Genomic DNA, 18,745 nt, shown 5'->3' on the forward strand with positions numbered 1-18,745 from the left:
ACGGTTTTTTTAACTAATTAAAACTTATAATTACAACTCGTGTTTAGGTGTAAAACCATCTTCACTTAATTCGTTATGATTGTAATCTGCAGTCATTAATTCTGCATAATTTACTTTTTCTCCTTTTCCAAAACGTCTTTTTAAGCTATCAAAAATTGCATACACCACAGGTACAACTACTAACGTTAAGAATAACGAAGAAACTAATCCTCCGATAATTACCCAAGCTAAACCATTGTTCATCTCAGCAGCGGCACCTTTAGCCAATGCAATAGGAATCATACCAATAACCATTGCAATAGTGGTCATCAAAATTGGTCGTAAACGAGCGTGATTCGCCTGAATTAAAGCGTTAAAAGTAGTTTCTCCTTCATCTTTTCTATGATTCGCAAAATCGACCAATAAAATTGCATTTTTACAAACCAATCCAATCAACATAATAATCCCTAAGATTGTAAAAATATTTAAAGAGTTATTGGTTAATGCTAAGGCAAAAAGTGCTCCAATGAAAGACAAAGGAATTGAAAACAACACTACAAAAGGCGTAATGAAATCATCATAAAGTGCCACCATTACCAAGTATACCAAAATAATAGCTGCTAACAAGGCTACACCCAAGGTACCAAAACCTTCTGTCTGGTTTTCCATATCACCACCCCAAACATAGTTAACTCCAGTAGGACGTTCCATTTTTGAAAATACTGCTTCCCACTCCGTTGCAATGGTACCCGAAGGTCGACCAACCGTTTGAGCTTCAATGGTTACTGCAGTACTCTTATCTCTTCGCTCCAACATACTCGGCCCTGAACTTTCTATTACATCGGCAAACTGAGATAATTTAATTTGTTGTCCTTTGTTATTTACAAAAATCAATTCATTAACATCTTTCACATTAGAACGATCGTATTCATTAAAACGAATGTTAATGTCGTATTCGTATTCGCCGGCTCTGAACTTTCCATCGGTGTTACCGTTAAAAGCGGTTTGCATTGTTAACCCAACCGTTTGCAAGTTTAATCCAAGAGCGGCCATCTTATCTCGATCCACTTGAACTTTAATTTCCGGATTACCCGCTTCTGAGGTTAATTTTACTTCTGAAGAACCCGGTATTTTTTTCAGTTCTTGAGCTGCTTTTTGAGCAAAAATAGTTACATCTTCAAAATTAGGTCCCGTAACTGTTAAGGCAATTGGTGCTTTGTCGGCCCCCATTAATCCCATAGGAACCGTTTTCACTTTGGCACCTACCAAAACTTTTTCTAATTCGCGTTTAATTTTAGCAGCATAAATAAATGAATCGTCATCGCGTTTCGCTTTCTCTACCAAAGACACCAAAATTTCTGCTTTATAGGCTGTAGATTGCGTCGCTCCCATTCCTTCACTGGTCTGACCAACAGTAGTAATCATATCGACCACTTCTTTTTTACTTCTCAAAAACTGTTCTGCTTTTTGAGTCATGAAATTTGTCTGCTCTACCGATACATCTTTCGGCATTTCAATTTGAACCAAAAATTCCCCTTTATCAGTTTTGGCGAAGAATTCCCCTCCGATAAATCCACCTCCTAATAAACCAAACACCGATCCGAAGAAAGCCACTACCATAATCAATAAAGTTGTTTTCTTATGGTGTAACGCCCATTTTAAGATGTCTGTTACTTTGTGTGTAAATTGCTCCAAATAATTTTCGAAACCAAAAATGATTTTACCGAAAAAAGACTCTTTATTCAAATGTTCTAATTTTCCGTAACGAGAAAACAACCAAGGCACAATGGTAAACGAAGCCAGTAAAGACAACATTGTCGCAATAATTACCGTAACACAGAATTGGGTTATAATATTCGAAACCAAACCAGTACTCATCGCAATTGGCAAGAATACCACCACAATTACCAAAGTAATAGCCGTTACAGTAAAACCAATTTCTGCAGCACCATCATACGCCGCACGTACTTTATTTTTACCCATTTCCATGTGGCGGTGAATGTTTTCCAACACTACGATGGCGTCATCCACTAAAATACCTACCACTAGAGAAAGTCCTAACAAACTCATCAAGTTTAGTGTATATCCCATTAATGAGATTCCGATAAACGTTGCAATTAACGATGCAGGGATAGAAACCATTACAATTACCGCATTTCTCAAGCTATGTAAGAAAAACAACATTACAAAAGCTACCAAAAATATGGCAATGAACAAATCGTGCATTACATTATCAGCGGCCGTTAAAGTAAACAAACTACTATCGTTGGCTACCTTCAGTTTCAGATTCGATTTTGCATAATCTTTTTCTATTTTGGCAATGGCTGCATTTACTTTTTTACTTACTTCTACAGCATTAGCATCCGATTGCTTAATAATTTGAAGAAGAATTGAACTCTTTTGGTTAATTCTAGAGATTTTAGCAACATCTTTTTGAGCGTCTTGTACGTCGGCTATATCTCCCAAACGGATCTGAACTCCCTGATTAGAAGAAATTACTAAATTTCTTAATTCTTCAACCGATTTATATTTTCCAGAAAGACGAATTTGTGTACTATTTTCTCTAGTTTTAATGTTACCCGTAGGAAAATCTAAGTTAGAAGTCAAAATGGCTTGTTGTACTTGAGGCACAGACAATCCGAAACCTTGCAATTTGTTAGCATCCAAACTTACTTTGATTTCTCTTTCTTGTCCCCCAACGAGATTTACCTGAGCTACACCCTGAACACGGGAAATTACCGGTTGTATTTTTTTATCCAGTAAGTCATAGAACTCAATTTCATCCATACTCGCTGTAGCACCAATGGTCATGATTGGTAAATCGCTCAAGGAGAATTTACTCAATGATGGTGGATCTACATCATCCGGAAGGTCTTTTAAAACCGCATTAATTTTTCGCTGAGCATCATTAAGGGCATAATCGGCATCTGCATCAGCGGTCAGTGTAATCATAACCACCGAGAGACTTTCGTATGATTTAGATTCCAACTTCTTAATATTCTCCATGGTAGAAACCGCATCTTCCAATTTTTTGGTTACCGTGTTTTCTACTTCACTTGGCGAAGCTCCCGGATATATCGTAGAAACAGTTACTACGTTGATTTCAAATTTTGGTACCAGCTCATAACTTAACTGTTTGTAGCTGTATAAACCTCCGAGCAAGAGTATTGTGAACAACACTATTACCAGGGAAGGTCTTTTTATGGATAAGTCTACTATTTTCATGTGTTATTCCTTAATTATTTTACAATGGTAACTTTAGTATTATCAGTTAAGTTAATCTGACCACTGGTTACAACAACATCACCTTCTTTTAGACCATCCAAGATTTCAACTTTGTCACCGAAAACTCTTCCGGCCACAATTTTTTTCAATACTGCCACTCCGTTTTCAACTACAAAAACCTGATTACTGCTTACACTTCCCACAAAAGCATTTCTAGGAATATTTAACAATTGTGGTTGCTTAGTACTACTCCCAAACGTTGCTGTTCCGTACATTCCGGCTTTAATTTCATTGTTAGGATTATTGGTTACTGCTATTTCAATAGGAAAATTAAGCGAAGCATCCGCTTTAGCAGCAATAAACACTACTTTTCCTGAATATTCTTTATCTGGAAAAACACTTGCTTTTACTTTTACCGGAGAACCAATTTTTAATTGCGCTATTTGATTCTCGCTTACCGAAACTTTTAATTTTAAAGCACTTAAGTTAACAATTTCAAACATTTGTGTTGGCGGCATTGCACTTAAAATCGTTCCTACCTCAATATATTTTTTATTGATGATTCCGCTAAAAGGTGCTTTTACTTTAGTATCACTTAGATTAATGTTCGCTTGAGTTAATCTCGATTTTGCATTAACCATATTTATTCGAGCCTGATCTAATTGTTGTTTGGTCACACCGCCTGTTTTATAAGCACTCTCGAAACGATTGTAATCGTTCAAAGCGTTTTGATAATTGGCATTAGCTGTTTGTGCTTCTACCCCAATAATATCTCCTCTAATGATCGCTAGCGTTTGTCCTTTGGCTACATAATCTCCTTCTTTAACCAAAACACTGATCACTTTTCCTGATCTTTCCGCAGCAAAATTTAACTCTTGGCTAGGAGCAAAATTACCATTTGCTACAAAATCTGCATCAATAGCGCTAGTTGCTGCCGTAGCCACACGTACCGATACACTAGCATTTTGTTCCGCCACAATAGCCGTATCTTCAGCATTTTTCTTTTTATTATTTATTAAAGTAACTACGGTTCCTGCCACCAATGCTACCCCAATTATGATATATATTGTCTTTTTCATCTGTAAATTATTTTAATAAATTTTTTAATTCGCCTTTTGATTTTATGATTTGTATCTCAGCCAATTTGTATTCTAATTGTGCTGAAGTATAATTATTTTGTGATTCTGTTAAAGAATTTTCGGCATCCAGCAACTCGGTTAATGAAGCCAAGCCATTGATATAGTTATTTTTAGTATTATCTAAAACCTGTTGAGCTAACTTCACATTTTGTTCTTGGGTATTGATATTGATAATGCTATTATTCATTTGGGTTTTCGCATTTTCGAAACCATAATTCAATGCCAATTCTGTATCTTTTATATCTTCCTGAATTTTCTGAAGATTGATATTTGCCTGACGTACTTTAGAACGGGTTGAAAAACCGTTAAACAAAGGCATTTTCAAATTTAATCCTACCGAAGAAAAATCAGTCCAATACACTCCGTCAGCTGGTTTTGCAAACCAAGGCATTTCTTTTCCTAAACCTTGGTATCCGTAATTTGCACTCAATGACAACGTTGGATAATATTCCGCCAAATATGATTTTTTCTGGTAAGTTAACAACTGTTCTTGTTTTTTTAACAACGCTAATTCTGTTCTATTGCTTGTTTCTACTTTGTCTGTAAAAGCCTCTGCTGTTACAGAAATCGTATTTTCAGGTAATTTAATAGGTTGATCTATAGCCATTCCAATAAAAAACTTCAATGTGTTTTCCTGTAACTGTACCGCATTAGTTAATTGTTGTTTGGCGGCTTCCAGATTACTCACTTTGACAGACATGCGGTCATAATCTATTTTTTTTGCCAAACCATTCTCATATTGTCCTTTGATAATGTCTCTGACTTTTTTAGTAGATTCTAAATTGTTTTCTGCTATTTTAAGCTTTTGTTGATAAACATATACCTGATAATAACTTGACGAAACTTTTTCAATAAGCTGTTCCTCGGTTAATTGCTGATTTATGGCGTAAAATTCGCGTGTTGTTTTAGCCGCTTGCAAACCTGTAAAAACAGATTGATTGAATAAATTCTGAGTCAATGAAGCCACTGCCGTACTATTCCATTTTTGACCAAAAGGAACTAAAATAATTGTTCCCGGCTGACCGAAAATTTCTCCAGGCAAAGCACTTTCCTGCAAAATAGGATTGTACGTTAATCCTCCTGTTAAATTGACTTGCGGTAATGCTTGTGCTCTAACCTCTGCAATTTGGTGGTTACTGTTCTCTACCTGAAGCTTTGCTTTCTTGGCATCCGATTTATTTTCGAGCGCAAACTGCAAGGCTTCTTTTAATGTTAGTTCTTTCACCTGCGCCTGAATAAGACCGGTTAAAAAAACAAAAGCTATTACGATTTTATTTCTCATTGACTTAATTATTGTTAGTGTTTAAATTTTTCTCTAATTCTTCTATTCCTTTAGCTGTAGCAATGGCTCTGGTATGGTATTCCAATGCTTTTAACTCTAAAATATTGGCTTCTTTTTCCATTAGTGTATTTTCATTGATGGAAAACATCAAAGTATAGAAAAACTGTACCACCGCTTCTACGTCAATCGCCGATCGATACAGGCCTTCTGCCATTCCTTTGATAACATTTTGAGTAAAAAGCTTTCTACATTCAATAAACTCATCCTCCGTTATTTTTGCATAAATCTCCGGATAATGTTTCTTTAACTGAAAAGCGGGAGATTGATCTACCGACTGAAACATGTTTTTGAAAGTTTTACGTATTTCAAAATTTTCTCTAATGGCATTATAATTTTTAGCCACAATGTCGTTAATCGCATTCTGAATCTGATTTTTAATCGCTTCCGTTCCTTCTTCAATTAACGCTTCTTTATTGCTGAAGTACTTGTAAATGGTTTTTTTAGAAATACACATTTCGCATGCTATATCATCCATCGTTACGCTTTTAAAACCCAGTTTTAAAAACATATCATTTGCTTTTGATATAATCTTATCTTTCATATTATTTCTTTTTCTATTGTTCTCAGTTTGCAGATTCCTTAGCGTCAACAAAATTATCGAACTCTAAATTTGCCCTAAGCTTGATATTTTTTTCCAACGGAAAACCTTTTAGTCGTGTAAATTCATTAGAAGACCAACCAAAATCTTTTTTGTTAATATCTCCGGATATTTCTAAAACCGCTTGAGGCAGGATTTCAGAATCGTTTTGGTAAATCACAGAAACTTCTAATTCTACTATTTTGGTGATACCGTTAATGGTCAAATACCCTTTAATAAAGTTTATGGTTGGACTTACTTTCTGAAACGCGATCGAGGTAAAACTGATCACTGAGTCTACTTCATTCTTCGAAAAAAAAGCATAATTCCCGTTTGAAATCACTTCTAAGACAAACTCTACCGACATGTCTTCCAATTGATTATTTGAAATAGACATGGTTCCTTTGGAATATCTGATTCTGGTTTTCAGATATTTATTCATGGAACGTCTGACTTTAATTAAAACATTCGATTGTCCTTCATTAACCCACAAATTATTTGCAGTCATCTTTTCTGATTCTAAATTTGAGGAGCAAAGGTAATAAGGAAACTTTAGAAACAAAAAAAGTTTCCGCTGTATTTACATAAAATTAACATTTCTATTTTTAATTGTAGGTGTCTGAGATTTCGAGTATTTTAGCAAAAAAATACACCATGCACCCTATTTCATATTATCAAGAGATTATTTCGGACCATTTTTCTTCGTTAGCTATTGACAAACAACCTGTTAATTTATACGAACCCATACGCTATATTTTATCCTTGGGCGGAAAAAGAATGCGTCCTGTTTTAACCTTAATGGCAACCGAAATATTCGATGTAGACTGTAAAAATGCCCTAGCAGCAGCTACTGCCATAGAAGTTTTTCACAACTTTTCGCTAATTCACGACGACATAATGGATGATGCGCCATTGCGTCGTGGCCACGAAACTGTTCATGAAAAATGGGATATCAATACGGGTATTTTATCCGGAGATGCCATGCTAATCTTGGCTTATCAATATTTTGAACAATACGAACCTTCGATTTTCAGAGATTTGGCAAAATTATTTAGCCAAACAGCCTTAGAGGTTTGTGAAGGCCAACAATATGATGTAGATTTTGAAACCCGCGATGATGTAACCATTCCGGAATATTTGAAAATGATTGAATACAAGACTGCTGTTCTTGTTGGTGCTGCCATGAAAATGGGCGCTATCGTGGCCGGGACTTCTATTGATAATGCAAATCTTATTTATGATTTTGGATTAAATTTAGGAATTGCTTTTCAGCTACAAGACGACTATCTAGATGCTTTTGGTGATCCAGAAACTTTTGGAAAACAAGTAGGAGGCGATATAATTGAAAATAAAAAAACCTATCTTTACTTAAAAGCCTTAGCTTTTGCCCAACCAGAAATAAAAGAACAACTTTTACATTTATTCTCCATCCAACCGACTGACAATACGGATAAGATTGCCTCTGTAAAAGAAATTTTTAATACGACCGGCGCTAGCGAAGCGACACGACAAGCCATTAAAGAATATACTTTGAAAGCCTTTAAAACTTTAGAAAAAATGGATATTGAGGACAGTAAAAAAGTAATGTTGAAGGCCTTTGGCGAAAATTTAATGGAGCGAAAGGTATAAGCAAAACATTATGATCAAAAACTTTCATTCTTAAGATGTTATAATAAGTTTACAGATATGTACATAGCGCCAAAAAATACCGATTTATTACTCTCTGAAGCTCAGAAAGAAGAATTGTACATAAAACTTATTGAACAACTGAACAAGGATTTTACGTACGCCAATGAAAGTCTTGATTTTTCAACTAAGCTGACTCCTATTGAATTAAAAATGCAGTTGCATGAGAAAATTTATAAGTTGATTCAGTTCAAGTTTGCAGAATATCTCAATTTACTATACATCATCGATGTATCTGAAGAACAGGTAAAAAAACTAGATGGTTCTGATCTCGTTGCGCTTACAGAACAAGTTACTTTCCTGATTTTGAAAAGAGAATGGCAAAAAGTTTGGTTCCGAAACCGTTATTAATATACCCATCTTAAATAATAAAAAATCCCGCAAATTGCGGGATTTTTTATTATAGATTTTTAGCGATTGCTTTAGCTAAATCCTGAAACTCTTCTGGTGTTAATTTTACTTTATTTTGAAAACGAGCATCATCCATCATATTCAAAGGGATTAAGTGCACGTGGGCATGTGGCACTTCTAAACCTATCACGGTCATACCAATTCTTTTGCAAGGAACGGTTTTTTCTAAAGCTATGGCTATCTTTTTAGAAAAAGCCATTAAACCCAGATACAACTCGTCTTCTATATCAAAAATTTTATCAATTTCTTTTTTTGGAATACAAAGGGTATGCCCTTTTACATTGGGATTCACATCTAAAAAAGCCAAGAAATTTTCATCTTCAGCAATTTTGTAACAAGGAATCTCTCCGTTTACAATTTTAGTAAAAATAGAAGCCATAATAATAAACGTTTAGTCTCGAGTGATTTCTAAAATTTCAAATTTCAAAATACCATTTGGCACTTGAATTTCGGCAACTTCACCCACAGATTTACCCAATAAACCTTTTCCAATCGGTGAGGTTACCGAAATTTTGTTCTTTTTCAAATCCGCTTCGCTCTCAGCCACTAACTGATAAGACAATTCCATACCATTGGCTTGGTTTTTAATCTTAACATGAGATAGAACCAATACTTTGGAAGTATCCAATTGCGATTCATCAATCAAACGTGCATTGGCATACAACTCTTCCATTTTAGCAATTTTCATTTCTAAAAGACCTTGCGCTTCCTTGGCTGCGTCGTATTCTGCGTTTTCTGACAAATCACCTTTATCTCTCGCTTCAGCAATTGCCTGAGAAGCTTTAGGGCGTTCTATATTTTTTAGTTGATCTAATTCTTCTTTTAATTTCTTTAAACCTGCTGCCGTATAATAAGATACTGTACTCATAACTTCATTATTTATATAAATAGAAAAAATCCCATCGCGACGGGATTTCTTTGTACAAAGGTACTATTTTTTATTCAGTTTGTAATTTATTTCTTCTATTGTGCGTTGTACAAATGTAATTAAATTAAATTTGTTATCAATATCTTTTAAAAAAATTAAATGAAGAAGATTCTAACTCTCGTAACCCTTTTACTTTTTGCTTGTAGCCCTGACGGAAACACAAGTAATAATCCTTATTTGCAAAATATAAATTTCTCTAAAGACATTAATACTAATTTACCTTCTTACAACTCCTTGAAATTCGTGAGTAATCCTGTAATTATCACTGATCCTGGCGTAGGGATAAAAGGCATCGTTGTAATGAAAGTTGGTGAAGGTGCTTATAACGCTTTTGAACTTAGCTGCCCAAATCATTATCCTAGTTCTTGTTCTCAAATGACTATTAACGGTATTAATGTGGTTTGTTCTTGCGAAGATTACGAATACAGTCTTTATACCGGAGGAAGTATCAATGGAGCACAATATCCTTTGCGATTTTACCGCACCGAGATCATGGGAGATATTATAAGGGTTTACAATTAAACAAACCTTCTCTTTTAAACAGCATTGATAATTAATTCGAGTGTTTTTTCCTAGTGAAATGTAGCGAACATGTGTCCTGAATCGTTTTAACAATCATTTCTCTTGTTCTCACTTAGTTCGAATTTGAAATCTGTCATAGTCAAAGCAAATTTTGCTTTTTACAGCAAATTTGCTTCTGTTCAGGATTTGAGTAATAGTAAAAAAAGAGATTATTAGATATAACTGTAAAATCTTTACTTTAAACGTTTTTTACAATTGAAAATCTAATAATCTCTTGAGTTAAAAATTAAAATTTCAAGCTAATTCCTGCCAAAAAATTGGCACCCGCTTGTGGATAATAATAATTTGTTCCGTAATAATCATATCCATTAGAAACATACTTTCTATCCAAAATATTATTGCAAACTACGCTTAAACTAATTTCTTTCAAAGCTTTCTTCACCGGAAAATCCCAATTAAAATGGAAATCGTTAATAAAATAATCTGGCAAATATGCTTTTTTGTCGTCTAGGTTGTTCAAATATTGCTTACCTACAAATTTTGAAAGCAGACTAACAGATACATTTTTAATTGGCATATAAGTAAAAATATTACCCACAATGAATTGAGGCGAATACGCAATTTTTGTATTACCCAACGACACTGGTGTCCCAGAGGCATCGTTGTAAAAATCTTTATTTCTATTTTCACTGATACTCACGTTAGGAGCCAATAGGAACTTTTTGGAAAGCATAATTTTCGCATCGGCTTCCAATCCTAAACGATAACTTTTTCCGCTATTTTTACGAATAGGCGATCCAACATCATCTAATTCTCCCGTAAGCACCAACTGATCTTTATACAACATATAGTAACTGTTGATATTAAGCTTTACCCTTTCAGAACTTAAACGCCATCCTAATTCAAAATCATCCAACTTTTCAGGACGAGGATTTCCGTTTTCATAATCCGTTCGGTTCGGTTCGCGATGCGCTTTGGCGTAAGAAAAATAAATATTGCTATTCGATTTTATAGAATATGTCAAACCAGCCTTAGGATTAAAAAAATTGAAGCTATCATTAATTAAATTAGCTTGTACTCCATTTGCTTTATATTCCACATTTCTTAATTGAATATCTCCATACAAATTCAATTTATCCCAAAGCGTATGTGTCACTTTTAAAAAAGCATTAGCATCTGTTTTAATTCCGTAATCGTTATAATATTGATCGCCTAGCTCGCTGGTTGAGGCGTTTCTCGCCCAAATTACTTTACCAAAGTGCGTTCCGTCATACTTATTTAAAGCACCTCCAAAAACCGCATCTGTTTTGTCATTTTTATAATTCAAGGAAAACGTTGTACCGTAAAAATCATTATTCAACCATTTTTGACGGATTAAATCGGTAGTAGATAGACCTTGAGGAGCCGTCATACCATAATCTTCAAAAACAGCGTCTTCTTTGTAGTTTTCGTAATATCCTTTACCCTTGGTGTAATGCAACGCTAGATTTAAGTACAAAACATCCGAAAATTTTTCATTCCAATGCAATTGTGCATGATCTTGTTGATAATTATCCGTCTCATTATCATAAAAACGTTCTTTCCCATTTTCGTCAACATAATAACCGGACCAGTTAAATTGAGGATTGGAATTTAAAGTGGCCCCATCAATACCATTCCAAGCTTGGTAGGTATTTTCTTTTCCTCCAAAAACCAACGCTTTTAGTCTAGTGGTTTTACCAATGTAGGTTCCTTGCAAAAAATACGAACTCAGCCTTGTAAAAGCTCTATCAATATATCCATCCGATTTGATTTTTGACAAACGGCCTGATAATTCGAAGCCTTTGTTTAATAAACCTGAGCTGAATTTTACGGTGTGTTTGAACGTGTTGAAGCTTCCCATTGAATTTGAAATTTCTCCCGAAGCCTTTTCAGAAGTTCTATCGGTCAATAAATTCAAACTAGCTCCAAAAGCTCCTGCTCCGTTGGTAGAAGTTCCCACTCCGCGTTGCAACTGAATACTTTCCGTTGAAGAAGCAAAATCAGGCATATTCACCCAGTAAGTTCCATGACTTTCCGAATCGTTATACGGTATTCCGTTGATGGTTACATTTACACGTGTAGCATCACTACCGCGAACTCTAAGTCCTGTATAACCAATTCCATTACCGGCATCTGTAGTAGTAACCACCGAAGGCAGATAATTCATTAAAACCGGGATATCCTGACCTAAATTTTGTTTAGAAAAATCTTTTTTAGAAAAATTCGTAAATGTAACAGGTGTTTTTTCATCGGCTCGCGTTGCCTTTACAATAACTTCCTCTAAAGATTTGGTTGGAACAGAATCTTTTGGCACTCTTTCCTGAGCTACCGCCAAAGATGTTTGCAGTACACTAACTGCGAAGATTGTTTTGAATAAAGTTTTCATTCGTAAATGGAAACGAATAAAAGGGGCAATTATTCCTTTTTTAAAAAATTAATATTGATTTTCTCGCCAAACGGAATTATGAAATCCGAATAGCCTTTCCCTAAACAGCATTACCTGTTCTAGGTTCGTTGGGTATAATCTCAGCTCGTAATTTAGAGCACCCCTTTGAGACGGTGCAAAAGTAAGGCTTATTTTAGAATGACAAAAGGTTTTAGTATTTTTTCAATTCGAAAGTTGTACCATCAAATACTCCGTAGGTAAAATAACCAATCCAATCGCCCAGATTTATATAACGTGAAGACTCATCTAATTGAATTTCCAGAGGCAAATGGCGGTGCCCAAAAACAAAGTAATCGTAATGTTTGGTTTCTAATTTACGTTTGGCATACTGAATTAACCATTCATTTTCTTCCCCTAAAAAGTGTACATCAGCCTCTCCGGAAATTAGTTTGTTTTTTACGGAAAGATATTGTGCCAAAGACACACCCAAATCCGGATGCAACCATCGGAACAACCATTTGGAAAAAGGATTGGTAAAAACTTTTTTCATTCGTTTATAGCCAATATCTCCAGGTCCTAATCCGTCACCATGACCAATTAAAAACTCTTTCCCATTGAATTGAAATTCTTTAGCTGAATGGTACACCGGTATATTTAGTTCTTTTTCAAAATAATCATTCATCCATAAATCGTGATTACCTACAAAAAAATACACGGGAATTCCACTATCTCTAATTTCGGCTAATTTACCAAGGACACGCACAAATCCTTTGGGTACCACTGTTTTGTATTCAAACCAAAAATCGAATAAATCGCCTAATAAAAAAATAGCTTCGGCATCTTGTTTTACCTCATCTAACCAGGCTACAAATTTTTTTTCACGCGGAAAGCTAGCTTCGGCAGTAGGTGCGCCTAAATGTTGATCGCTGGCGAAATATATTTTTTTATTGGCTGTTAAAGTCATTTTAGATTTTTTACAAAGATATGATTTCTAACGAAGACTTGTTAATGATGTTTTTTCAGTGCAGCATAAGCTATTATTGTACTTAACAACATGCCTATCCCTCCTAAAATAAACGGCGCTCCAGCAAATTTAAAAGGAGCTTCATTATGAGTAAAATAATAGAACACACTTGCCATCATTGGCGGGCCTATAATAGCAGAAGCACTCATTAAACTGGTCAACGTACCTTGAATTTCTCCTTGTTCATTTGGTTGTACTTGCGAAGCTATCACGGCTTGCAACGCTGGACCTGCTATTCCACCTAGACAATAGGGGATTAAAAAGACAAACATCATCCAACTTTGCGACGCAAAACCAAAAAGAAACATGCCTAAGGTATAAAATGCCATACCTGCATAAATACTTTTTACGTTTCCTAACTTTGGATTAATCCATCGAATTAATCCACCTTGCACAATAGCGACCAACAATCCAATAATCCCTAAAGAGATTCCCACTGTTTTTTCATCCCATTTAAACTGATACATGGTAAAATAGCTCCAATTGCTCTGAACAGCATGAGAAGCAGTATGTAAGATAAACACCGCAACGACTAAACCAATAAGTTTAGGATATTTTTTCAATCCGATAAATGAACCTATCGGATTGGCGCGTTTAATATCGAAGGCTCTTCGATTACTGGCAGACAATGACTCTGGAAGGATAAAATATCCGTATAAGAAATTGAAAAAACACAATACCGCTGCCGCATAAAAAGGAATTCGAGCGCCGTATTGTCCTAAAATCCCTCCGATAACCGGTCCAACGATAAATCCCACACCAAATGCCGCTCCAATCATTCCGAAGTTTTTAGCTCTATTTTCGGCGGTACTTATATCGGCAATATAGGCCGATGCTGTGGTAATACTAGCTCCGGTAATCCCAGCTATAATTCTACCTACAAAAAGCCAAGTGATTGTTGGAGCAAAAGCCAACAACAAGTAATCTAAACTAAAGCCTAAAAGGGATAGTAACAAAACAGGCCTTCTTCCAAATTTATCACTCAGGTTTCCCACCAAAGGCGCACAAACAAATTGCGTAATCGCATAAGCAAAAGTAAGCCAACCTCCATATTTTGCCGCTTCGCTAACATCTCCATGAATCAATTCCTGAATTAGTTTGGGAACAACCGGTATAATAATTCCGAGTCCTATAACATCTATCAGCAAAGTGATAAAAATAAATCCAATGGCAGCTTGTTTTTCGTTTTGTTTCATAGATACAAATAAACGAAAAAATCCCAAATTCAGTTGAAAATGGGATTTCTTATTTTGTCAAAAAAACTTGTTGAAGTCTTATAATTCCAACGCTTTTTTAGGATTGTTATCCATTAATAATTCTACTGGATTTTCTAATGCTTCTTTCACGGCTACTAGGAATCCCACTGACTCACGACCATCAATAATTCTGTGATCATAAGATAATGCTACATACATCATTGGAGCAATAACTACCTGACCGTTTACAGCAATTGGACGCTCAATAATATTGTGCATTCCTAAAATTCCAGATTGAGGAGGATTGATGATTGGGGTAGACAACATACTACCGAAAACACCACCGTTAGAAATGGTAAATGTTCCACCAGTCATATCGTCTACTGTGATTTGACCATCACGAGCACGTAAAGCCAAACGTTTGATTTCAGCTTCTACTCCACGGAACGTTAATAATTCCGCATTTCTAACAACTGGAACCATTAAACCTTTTGGACCCGATACTGCCACAGAAATATCACAGAAGTCATATGAAATCTTGTGATCTCCATCGATCATCGAGTTTACATCCGGATACAATTGTAATGCTCTTGTAACCGCTTTGGTAAAGAATGACATGAATCCTAAAGAAACTCCATGTTTGTCTTTGAAAGCATCTTTGTATTCGTTTCTTAATTTATTAACGTTCGTTAAGTTAACTTCGTTAAAAGTAGTCAACATCGCCGTTTCGTTTTTAGCCGCTACTAAACGTTCTGCTACTTTACGACGCAACATCGACAATTTTGTTCTTTCCGAACCACGAGTGCCTCCGGTAGGAGTTCCCATAGATGGTACTGCATTTACTGCATCTTCGGTAGTAATTCTACCTGCTTTTCCTGTTCCAGCAACAGTTGCTGGATCTATATTTTTCTCCGCTAATATTTTTTTAGCAGCCGGAGAAGCTGAACCTGTCGCATAAGTAGCTTGCGGAGCTGGTGCTGCTTTTGGAGCCTCTACTTTTTTCTCTTCCACTTTTGGAGCTTCTACAGCTGGTGCAGCGCTTGTTGAACCTTCTGGTTTTGCAGCATCTGTATCGATTAAGCACACTACTGCACCTACTGCCACAGTGTCTCCTTCTTCTGCTTTTAGAGTAATAATACCACTCATTTCAGCAGGTAATTCCAGCGTAGCTTTATCTGAATCAACTTCTGCAATTGCTTGGTCTTTTTCTACATAATCTCCATCTTTTACTAACCAAGTTGCAATCTCTACTTCCTTGATTGATTCCCCTGGTGAAGGGACTTTCATTTCTAAAATCATCGTTATAATTTTATAAAGTGTTGTTATATATCAGTTTATCAAAAATACAATTTTTATTGAAATAAGGTCTTATCAAAAACCATTGCAATAGCTGCTGCATGACGTTTCTTAGAACGTACATAACTTCCTGCTGCTGGAGCACTATATGCTTTTGGTGATGCTACTCTGAATTTTACTTCATTGAAATTCATCAACATATAACCGTAAGCCCCCATGTTTTTAGGCTCTTCTTGCGCCCAAACGTAATCATCTACGTTAGGATATTTAGTAATAATCGCTTTCATTTGTTCTACAGGAAGTGGGAACAATTGTTCTACTCTTACTAGAGCCACATCTTTTCTTCCGTTGGCTTCTCTTTCAGCTTTTAAATCGTAATAGAATTTACCGGTACAGAACACCAATGTTTTAACCTCAGCTGGATTCACATTTGCGTCATCGATTACTTCTTGGAATTGACCATCGGTGAAATCACTTATCGGTGAAACAGCTTCTGGATGTCGTAATAAACTCTTAGGAGTCATTACTACTAACGGTTTACGGAACTTGGTTACCATTTGTCTTCTCAATAAATGGAAGAAGTTAGCTGGAGTAGTACAATCGGCTACGTACATATTATGATGTGCACACAATTGTAAGAAACGCTCCATACGTGCCGAAGAATGTTCTGCTCCTTGGTTTTCGTATCCGTGTGGCAATAACATTACAATACCGTTTTGATTGTTCCATTTATCTTCGGCAGCCGAAATGTATTGGTCAATCATGATTTGCGCTCCGTTAGCGAAATCTCCAAACTGTGCTTCCCAGATAGTTAAAGCATTCGGATTGGCTAATGCATATCCATATTCGAATCCTAAAACTCCATATTCAGAAAGGTGTGAATTGTATACCGAGAAGTTTCCTTTTTTGTTTGGTACATGGTTCAATAAAATTACTTCTTCTTCCGAATCTTCTACTTTTACCACCGCATGACGATGTGAGAAAGTACCACGTTCTACGTCTTGTCCAGAGATACGAACATCGTAACCTTCGGTTAATAAAGATCCGTAAGCTAACATTTCTCCCATTGCCCAGTCTAACTTATCAGTTTCGACCATTGTTTTACGGTCTCCTATTAGCTTGGTAATTTTACTAATGAATTTTTTATCAGATGGTAATTCGGTTACTGTTTTGGCAACCGCATCAATAATTTCTTTGCTTACTTTTGTATCATATTTTTGAAGCATTCCCTCTGCTTCAACTTGCACAAAGCCTTTCCATTCATCCTGCATAAATGGAGAAATTACGGTTAAGTCTTTCTTACGCGAGTTCTCCAAATTTTCTTCTAAAGCAGCTTTGTACTCTTCTTCTAACGATTTCACATAATTACCATCTATAGCTCCTTCTGCCTGTAATTTTTCAGCATAAAGATCTCTTGGGTTTTTATGTCTTGAAATGGTTTTATATAATTTTGGTTGAGTAAAACGAGGCTCATCACCTTCGTTGTGACCATATTTTCTGTAACCTAATAAATCGATAAACACGTCTTGCTTGAATTCCATACGGTACTCTAAAGCAAATAACATTGCGTGAACTACCGCTTCAGCATCATCGGCATTAACATGCAATACCGGAGACAAAGTTACTTTTGCAATGTCCGTACAATACGTTGAAGAACGTGCATCTAAATAATTAGTCGTAAAACCAACTTGGTTATTAAACACTACGTGAATAGTTCCATTAGTTTTATAACCATCCAACTTAGCCATCTGAATAATTTCATACACGATACCTTGACCGGCTACGGCAGCATCACCATGAACGGCAATTGGTAACACTTTAGAGGGATCTTCTGAATAGTATTTATCTTGTTTCGCACGTGTAATTCCCTCAATGACCGCTCCTACTGTTTCTAGGTGAGATGGATTGGGTGCTAAATTAATATTGATTTTCTTTCCGTTTTGTGTTTGTCTGTCCGCAGTAAGTCCCAAATGGTACTTCACGTCACCGTCGAACAAAGCATCATCATCGTAATCTTTTCCGTCAAATTCCGAGAAGATATCTTGCGTTGGTTTTCCGAAAACATTCGCCAAAACATTCAAACGGCCACGGTGCGCCATTCCCATCACAAATTGCTCTACTCCTTTATCGGCAGCAGCTTCAATTAAGAAATCTAAAGCCGGAATAGCTGATTCGATTCCTTCTAATGAGAAACGTTTTTGACCCACATATTTAGTGTGCAAGAAATTCTCAAACGAAACAGCTTCGTTTAATTTCTTAAGAATGCGTTTCTTTTGGTCTGTATTGAAATTTGGTAAATTATCATTGATATCCAAACGACGTTGAATCCATTCGATAGTTTTAGGATCACGAAGGTACATATATTCCACACCAATGTGTTGGCAATATACATTATCCAAATGTTTGATAATATCACGTAATGAACACGGATTTAGATTCACCACCTTAGCGGCATCAAAAACTGTATTCAGGTCTGCTTCCGATAATCCAAAATTTTCGATGTTTAAAGTAGGAGAATAATTTCTTCTGTCTCGAACCGGATTTGTTTTAGTAAACAAGTGACCTCTGGTTCTGTAAGCATCAATTAGTTTTAAAACTTTGAATTCTTTCTGAAGCTTATCGGTTACTAAAGAACAATCAGCCTGACCATCGGCTGCTAAAGCAAGACCTTCTACAGGGCCTGCACCAAACTCATTAGCAAAGTCAAACCCTTGAAAGAATGCTCTCCAACTAGGTTCTACACTGTCTGGATTTTGTAAATACTGATCGTATAAATCGGCAAAAAAAGCCGTATGTGCTGCGTTTAAAAAGGAAAACCTATCCATAATATTGTCTGAGGACGATTTTGGTTAAAAATATTATGCAAAAGTATAAACTTTTCGCCGACAATTTAAAAGAATTTAGCACATTTATCTGTTTAATTTTGAAATATTTAAAAAATGTGAAAAATAGGTCAAAACATTATGGAATTACTTTTTATTCGACCAATATTTTCCAATTGTGCAATTTATAA

General features: G+C 35.7%; 15 protein-coding genes. 3 read left to right on the forward strand and 12 right to left on the reverse strand.

The genetic code is table 11. The features are described from left to right. Nucleotides 1-30: 30 nt before the first annotated feature. From NAT50_RS02340 to NAT50_RS02360, 5 genes are read right to left on the reverse strand one after another with little or no spacing between them, the layout of a single operon-like run. Complete coding sequence (locus tag NAT50_RS02340) at nt 31-3,204, reverse strand: efflux RND transporter permease subunit (RefSeq protein WP_250591081.1); 3,174 nt, start codon at nt 3,202-3,204, stop codon at nt 31-33. Between the two features lie 14 nt (nt 3,205-3,218). Then, nucleotides 3,219-4,283: an efflux RND transporter periplasmic adaptor subunit gene (locus NAT50_RS02345; RefSeq protein ID WP_250591083.1), complete on the reverse strand. Its 1,065-nt coding sequence runs from the start codon at nt 4,281-4,283 to the stop codon at nt 3,219-3,221. Nucleotides 4,284-4,290: 7 nt separating this feature from the next. Then, on the reverse strand, nt 4,291-5,625 hold the full coding sequence (locus NAT50_RS02350) for a TolC family protein (RefSeq protein WP_250591085.1): 1,335 nt from the start codon (nt 5,623-5,625) through the stop codon (nt 4,291-4,293). A 4-nt stretch (nt 5,626-5,629) separates the two neighbouring features. Beyond that, complete coding sequence (locus NAT50_RS02355; protein WP_250591087.1) at nt 5,630-6,226, reverse strand: TetR/AcrR family transcriptional regulator; 597 nt, start codon at nt 6,224-6,226, stop codon at nt 5,630-5,632. Nucleotides 6,227-6,248: 22 nt separating this feature from the next. Next, the gene (locus NAT50_RS02360; protein WP_250591089.1) at nt 6,249-6,770 is read right to left on the reverse strand and encodes a YceI family protein; all 522 of its coding nucleotides are present in this window, start codon (nt 6,768-6,770) and stop codon (nt 6,249-6,251) included. Nucleotides 6,771-6,916: 146 nt separating this feature from the next. Between NAT50_RS02360 and NAT50_RS02365 the strand changes: the two genes are divergently transcribed. Both NAT50_RS02365 and NAT50_RS02370 read left to right on the forward strand, forming a co-directional pair. Continuing rightward, nucleotides 6,917-7,891, forward strand: a complete 975-nt coding sequence (locus NAT50_RS02365) for a polyprenyl synthetase family protein (protein ID WP_250591091.1) — start codon at nt 6,917-6,919, stop codon at nt 7,889-7,891. 57 nt (nt 7,892-7,948) lie between these two features. Continuing rightward, nucleotides 7,949-8,299: a hypothetical protein gene (locus tag NAT50_RS02370; RefSeq protein ID WP_250591093.1), complete on the forward strand. Its 351-nt coding sequence runs from the start codon at nt 7,949-7,951 to the stop codon at nt 8,297-8,299. A 49-nt stretch (nt 8,300-8,348) separates the two neighbouring features. Here the strand turns inward: NAT50_RS02370 and NAT50_RS02375 are convergent, their stop codons facing one another. Together NAT50_RS02375 and greA are read right to left on the reverse strand one after the other, a co-directional pair. After that, a complete protein-coding gene (locus NAT50_RS02375; RefSeq protein ID WP_250591095.1) occupies nt 8,349-8,738 on the reverse strand; it encodes an HIT family protein in 390 nt (129 codons plus the stop codon). A 12-nt stretch (nt 8,739-8,750) separates the two neighbouring features. Beyond that, on the reverse strand, nt 8,751-9,227 hold the full coding sequence (gene greA, locus NAT50_RS02380; RefSeq protein WP_250591097.1) for a transcription elongation factor GreA: 477 nt from the start codon (nt 9,225-9,227) through the stop codon (nt 8,751-8,753). 159 nt (nt 9,228-9,386) lie between these two features. On the opposite strand from greA, the gene NAT50_RS02385 reads away from it, so the two are divergent. Further along, a complete protein-coding gene (locus NAT50_RS02385) occupies nt 9,387-9,809 on the forward strand; it encodes a Rieske (2Fe-2S) protein (protein WP_250591099.1) in 423 nt (140 codons plus the stop codon). A 286-nt stretch (nt 9,810-10,095) separates the two neighbouring features. Here NAT50_RS02385 and NAT50_RS02390 read toward each other — a convergent pair whose 3' ends face one another. From NAT50_RS02390 to NAT50_RS02410, 5 genes are all read right to left on the reverse strand, one after another. Further along, the gene (locus NAT50_RS02390) at nt 10,096-12,216 is read right to left on the reverse strand and encodes a TonB-dependent receptor (RefSeq protein WP_250591101.1); all 2,121 of its coding nucleotides are present in this window, start codon (nt 12,214-12,216) and stop codon (nt 10,096-10,098) included. Between the two features lie 211 nt (nt 12,217-12,427). Beyond that, nucleotides 12,428-13,180 carry a UDP-2,3-diacylglucosamine diphosphatase gene (locus NAT50_RS02395; RefSeq protein WP_250591103.1) on the reverse strand — a complete coding sequence of 251 codons (753 nt, stop codon included), beginning with the start codon at nt 13,178-13,180 and terminating at the stop codon, nt 12,428-12,430. A 41-nt stretch (nt 13,181-13,221) separates the two neighbouring features. Then, on the reverse strand, nt 13,222-14,436 hold the full coding sequence (locus NAT50_RS02400) for a TCR/Tet family MFS transporter (protein WP_250591105.1): 1,215 nt from the start codon (nt 14,434-14,436) through the stop codon (nt 13,222-13,224). Nucleotides 14,437-14,514: 78 nt separating this feature from the next. After that, on the reverse strand, nt 14,515-15,735 hold the full coding sequence (gene odhB, locus NAT50_RS02405) for a 2-oxoglutarate dehydrogenase complex dihydrolipoyllysine-residue succinyltransferase (protein WP_250591107.1): 1,221 nt from the start codon (nt 15,733-15,735) through the stop codon (nt 14,515-14,517). 53 nt (nt 15,736-15,788) lie between these two features. Further along, nucleotides 15,789-18,557, reverse strand: coding sequence for a 2-oxoglutarate dehydrogenase E1 component (locus NAT50_RS02410; protein WP_250591109.1), 2,769 nt, complete (start codon nt 18,555-18,557; stop codon nt 15,789-15,791). Nucleotides 18,558-18,745: the final 188 nt, after the last annotated feature.

The sequence above is a fragment of the Flavobacterium luminosum genome, from assembly GCF_023635005.1.
Lineage (GTDB): Bacteria > Bacteroidota > Bacteroidia > Flavobacteriales > Flavobacteriaceae > Flavobacterium > Flavobacterium luminosum.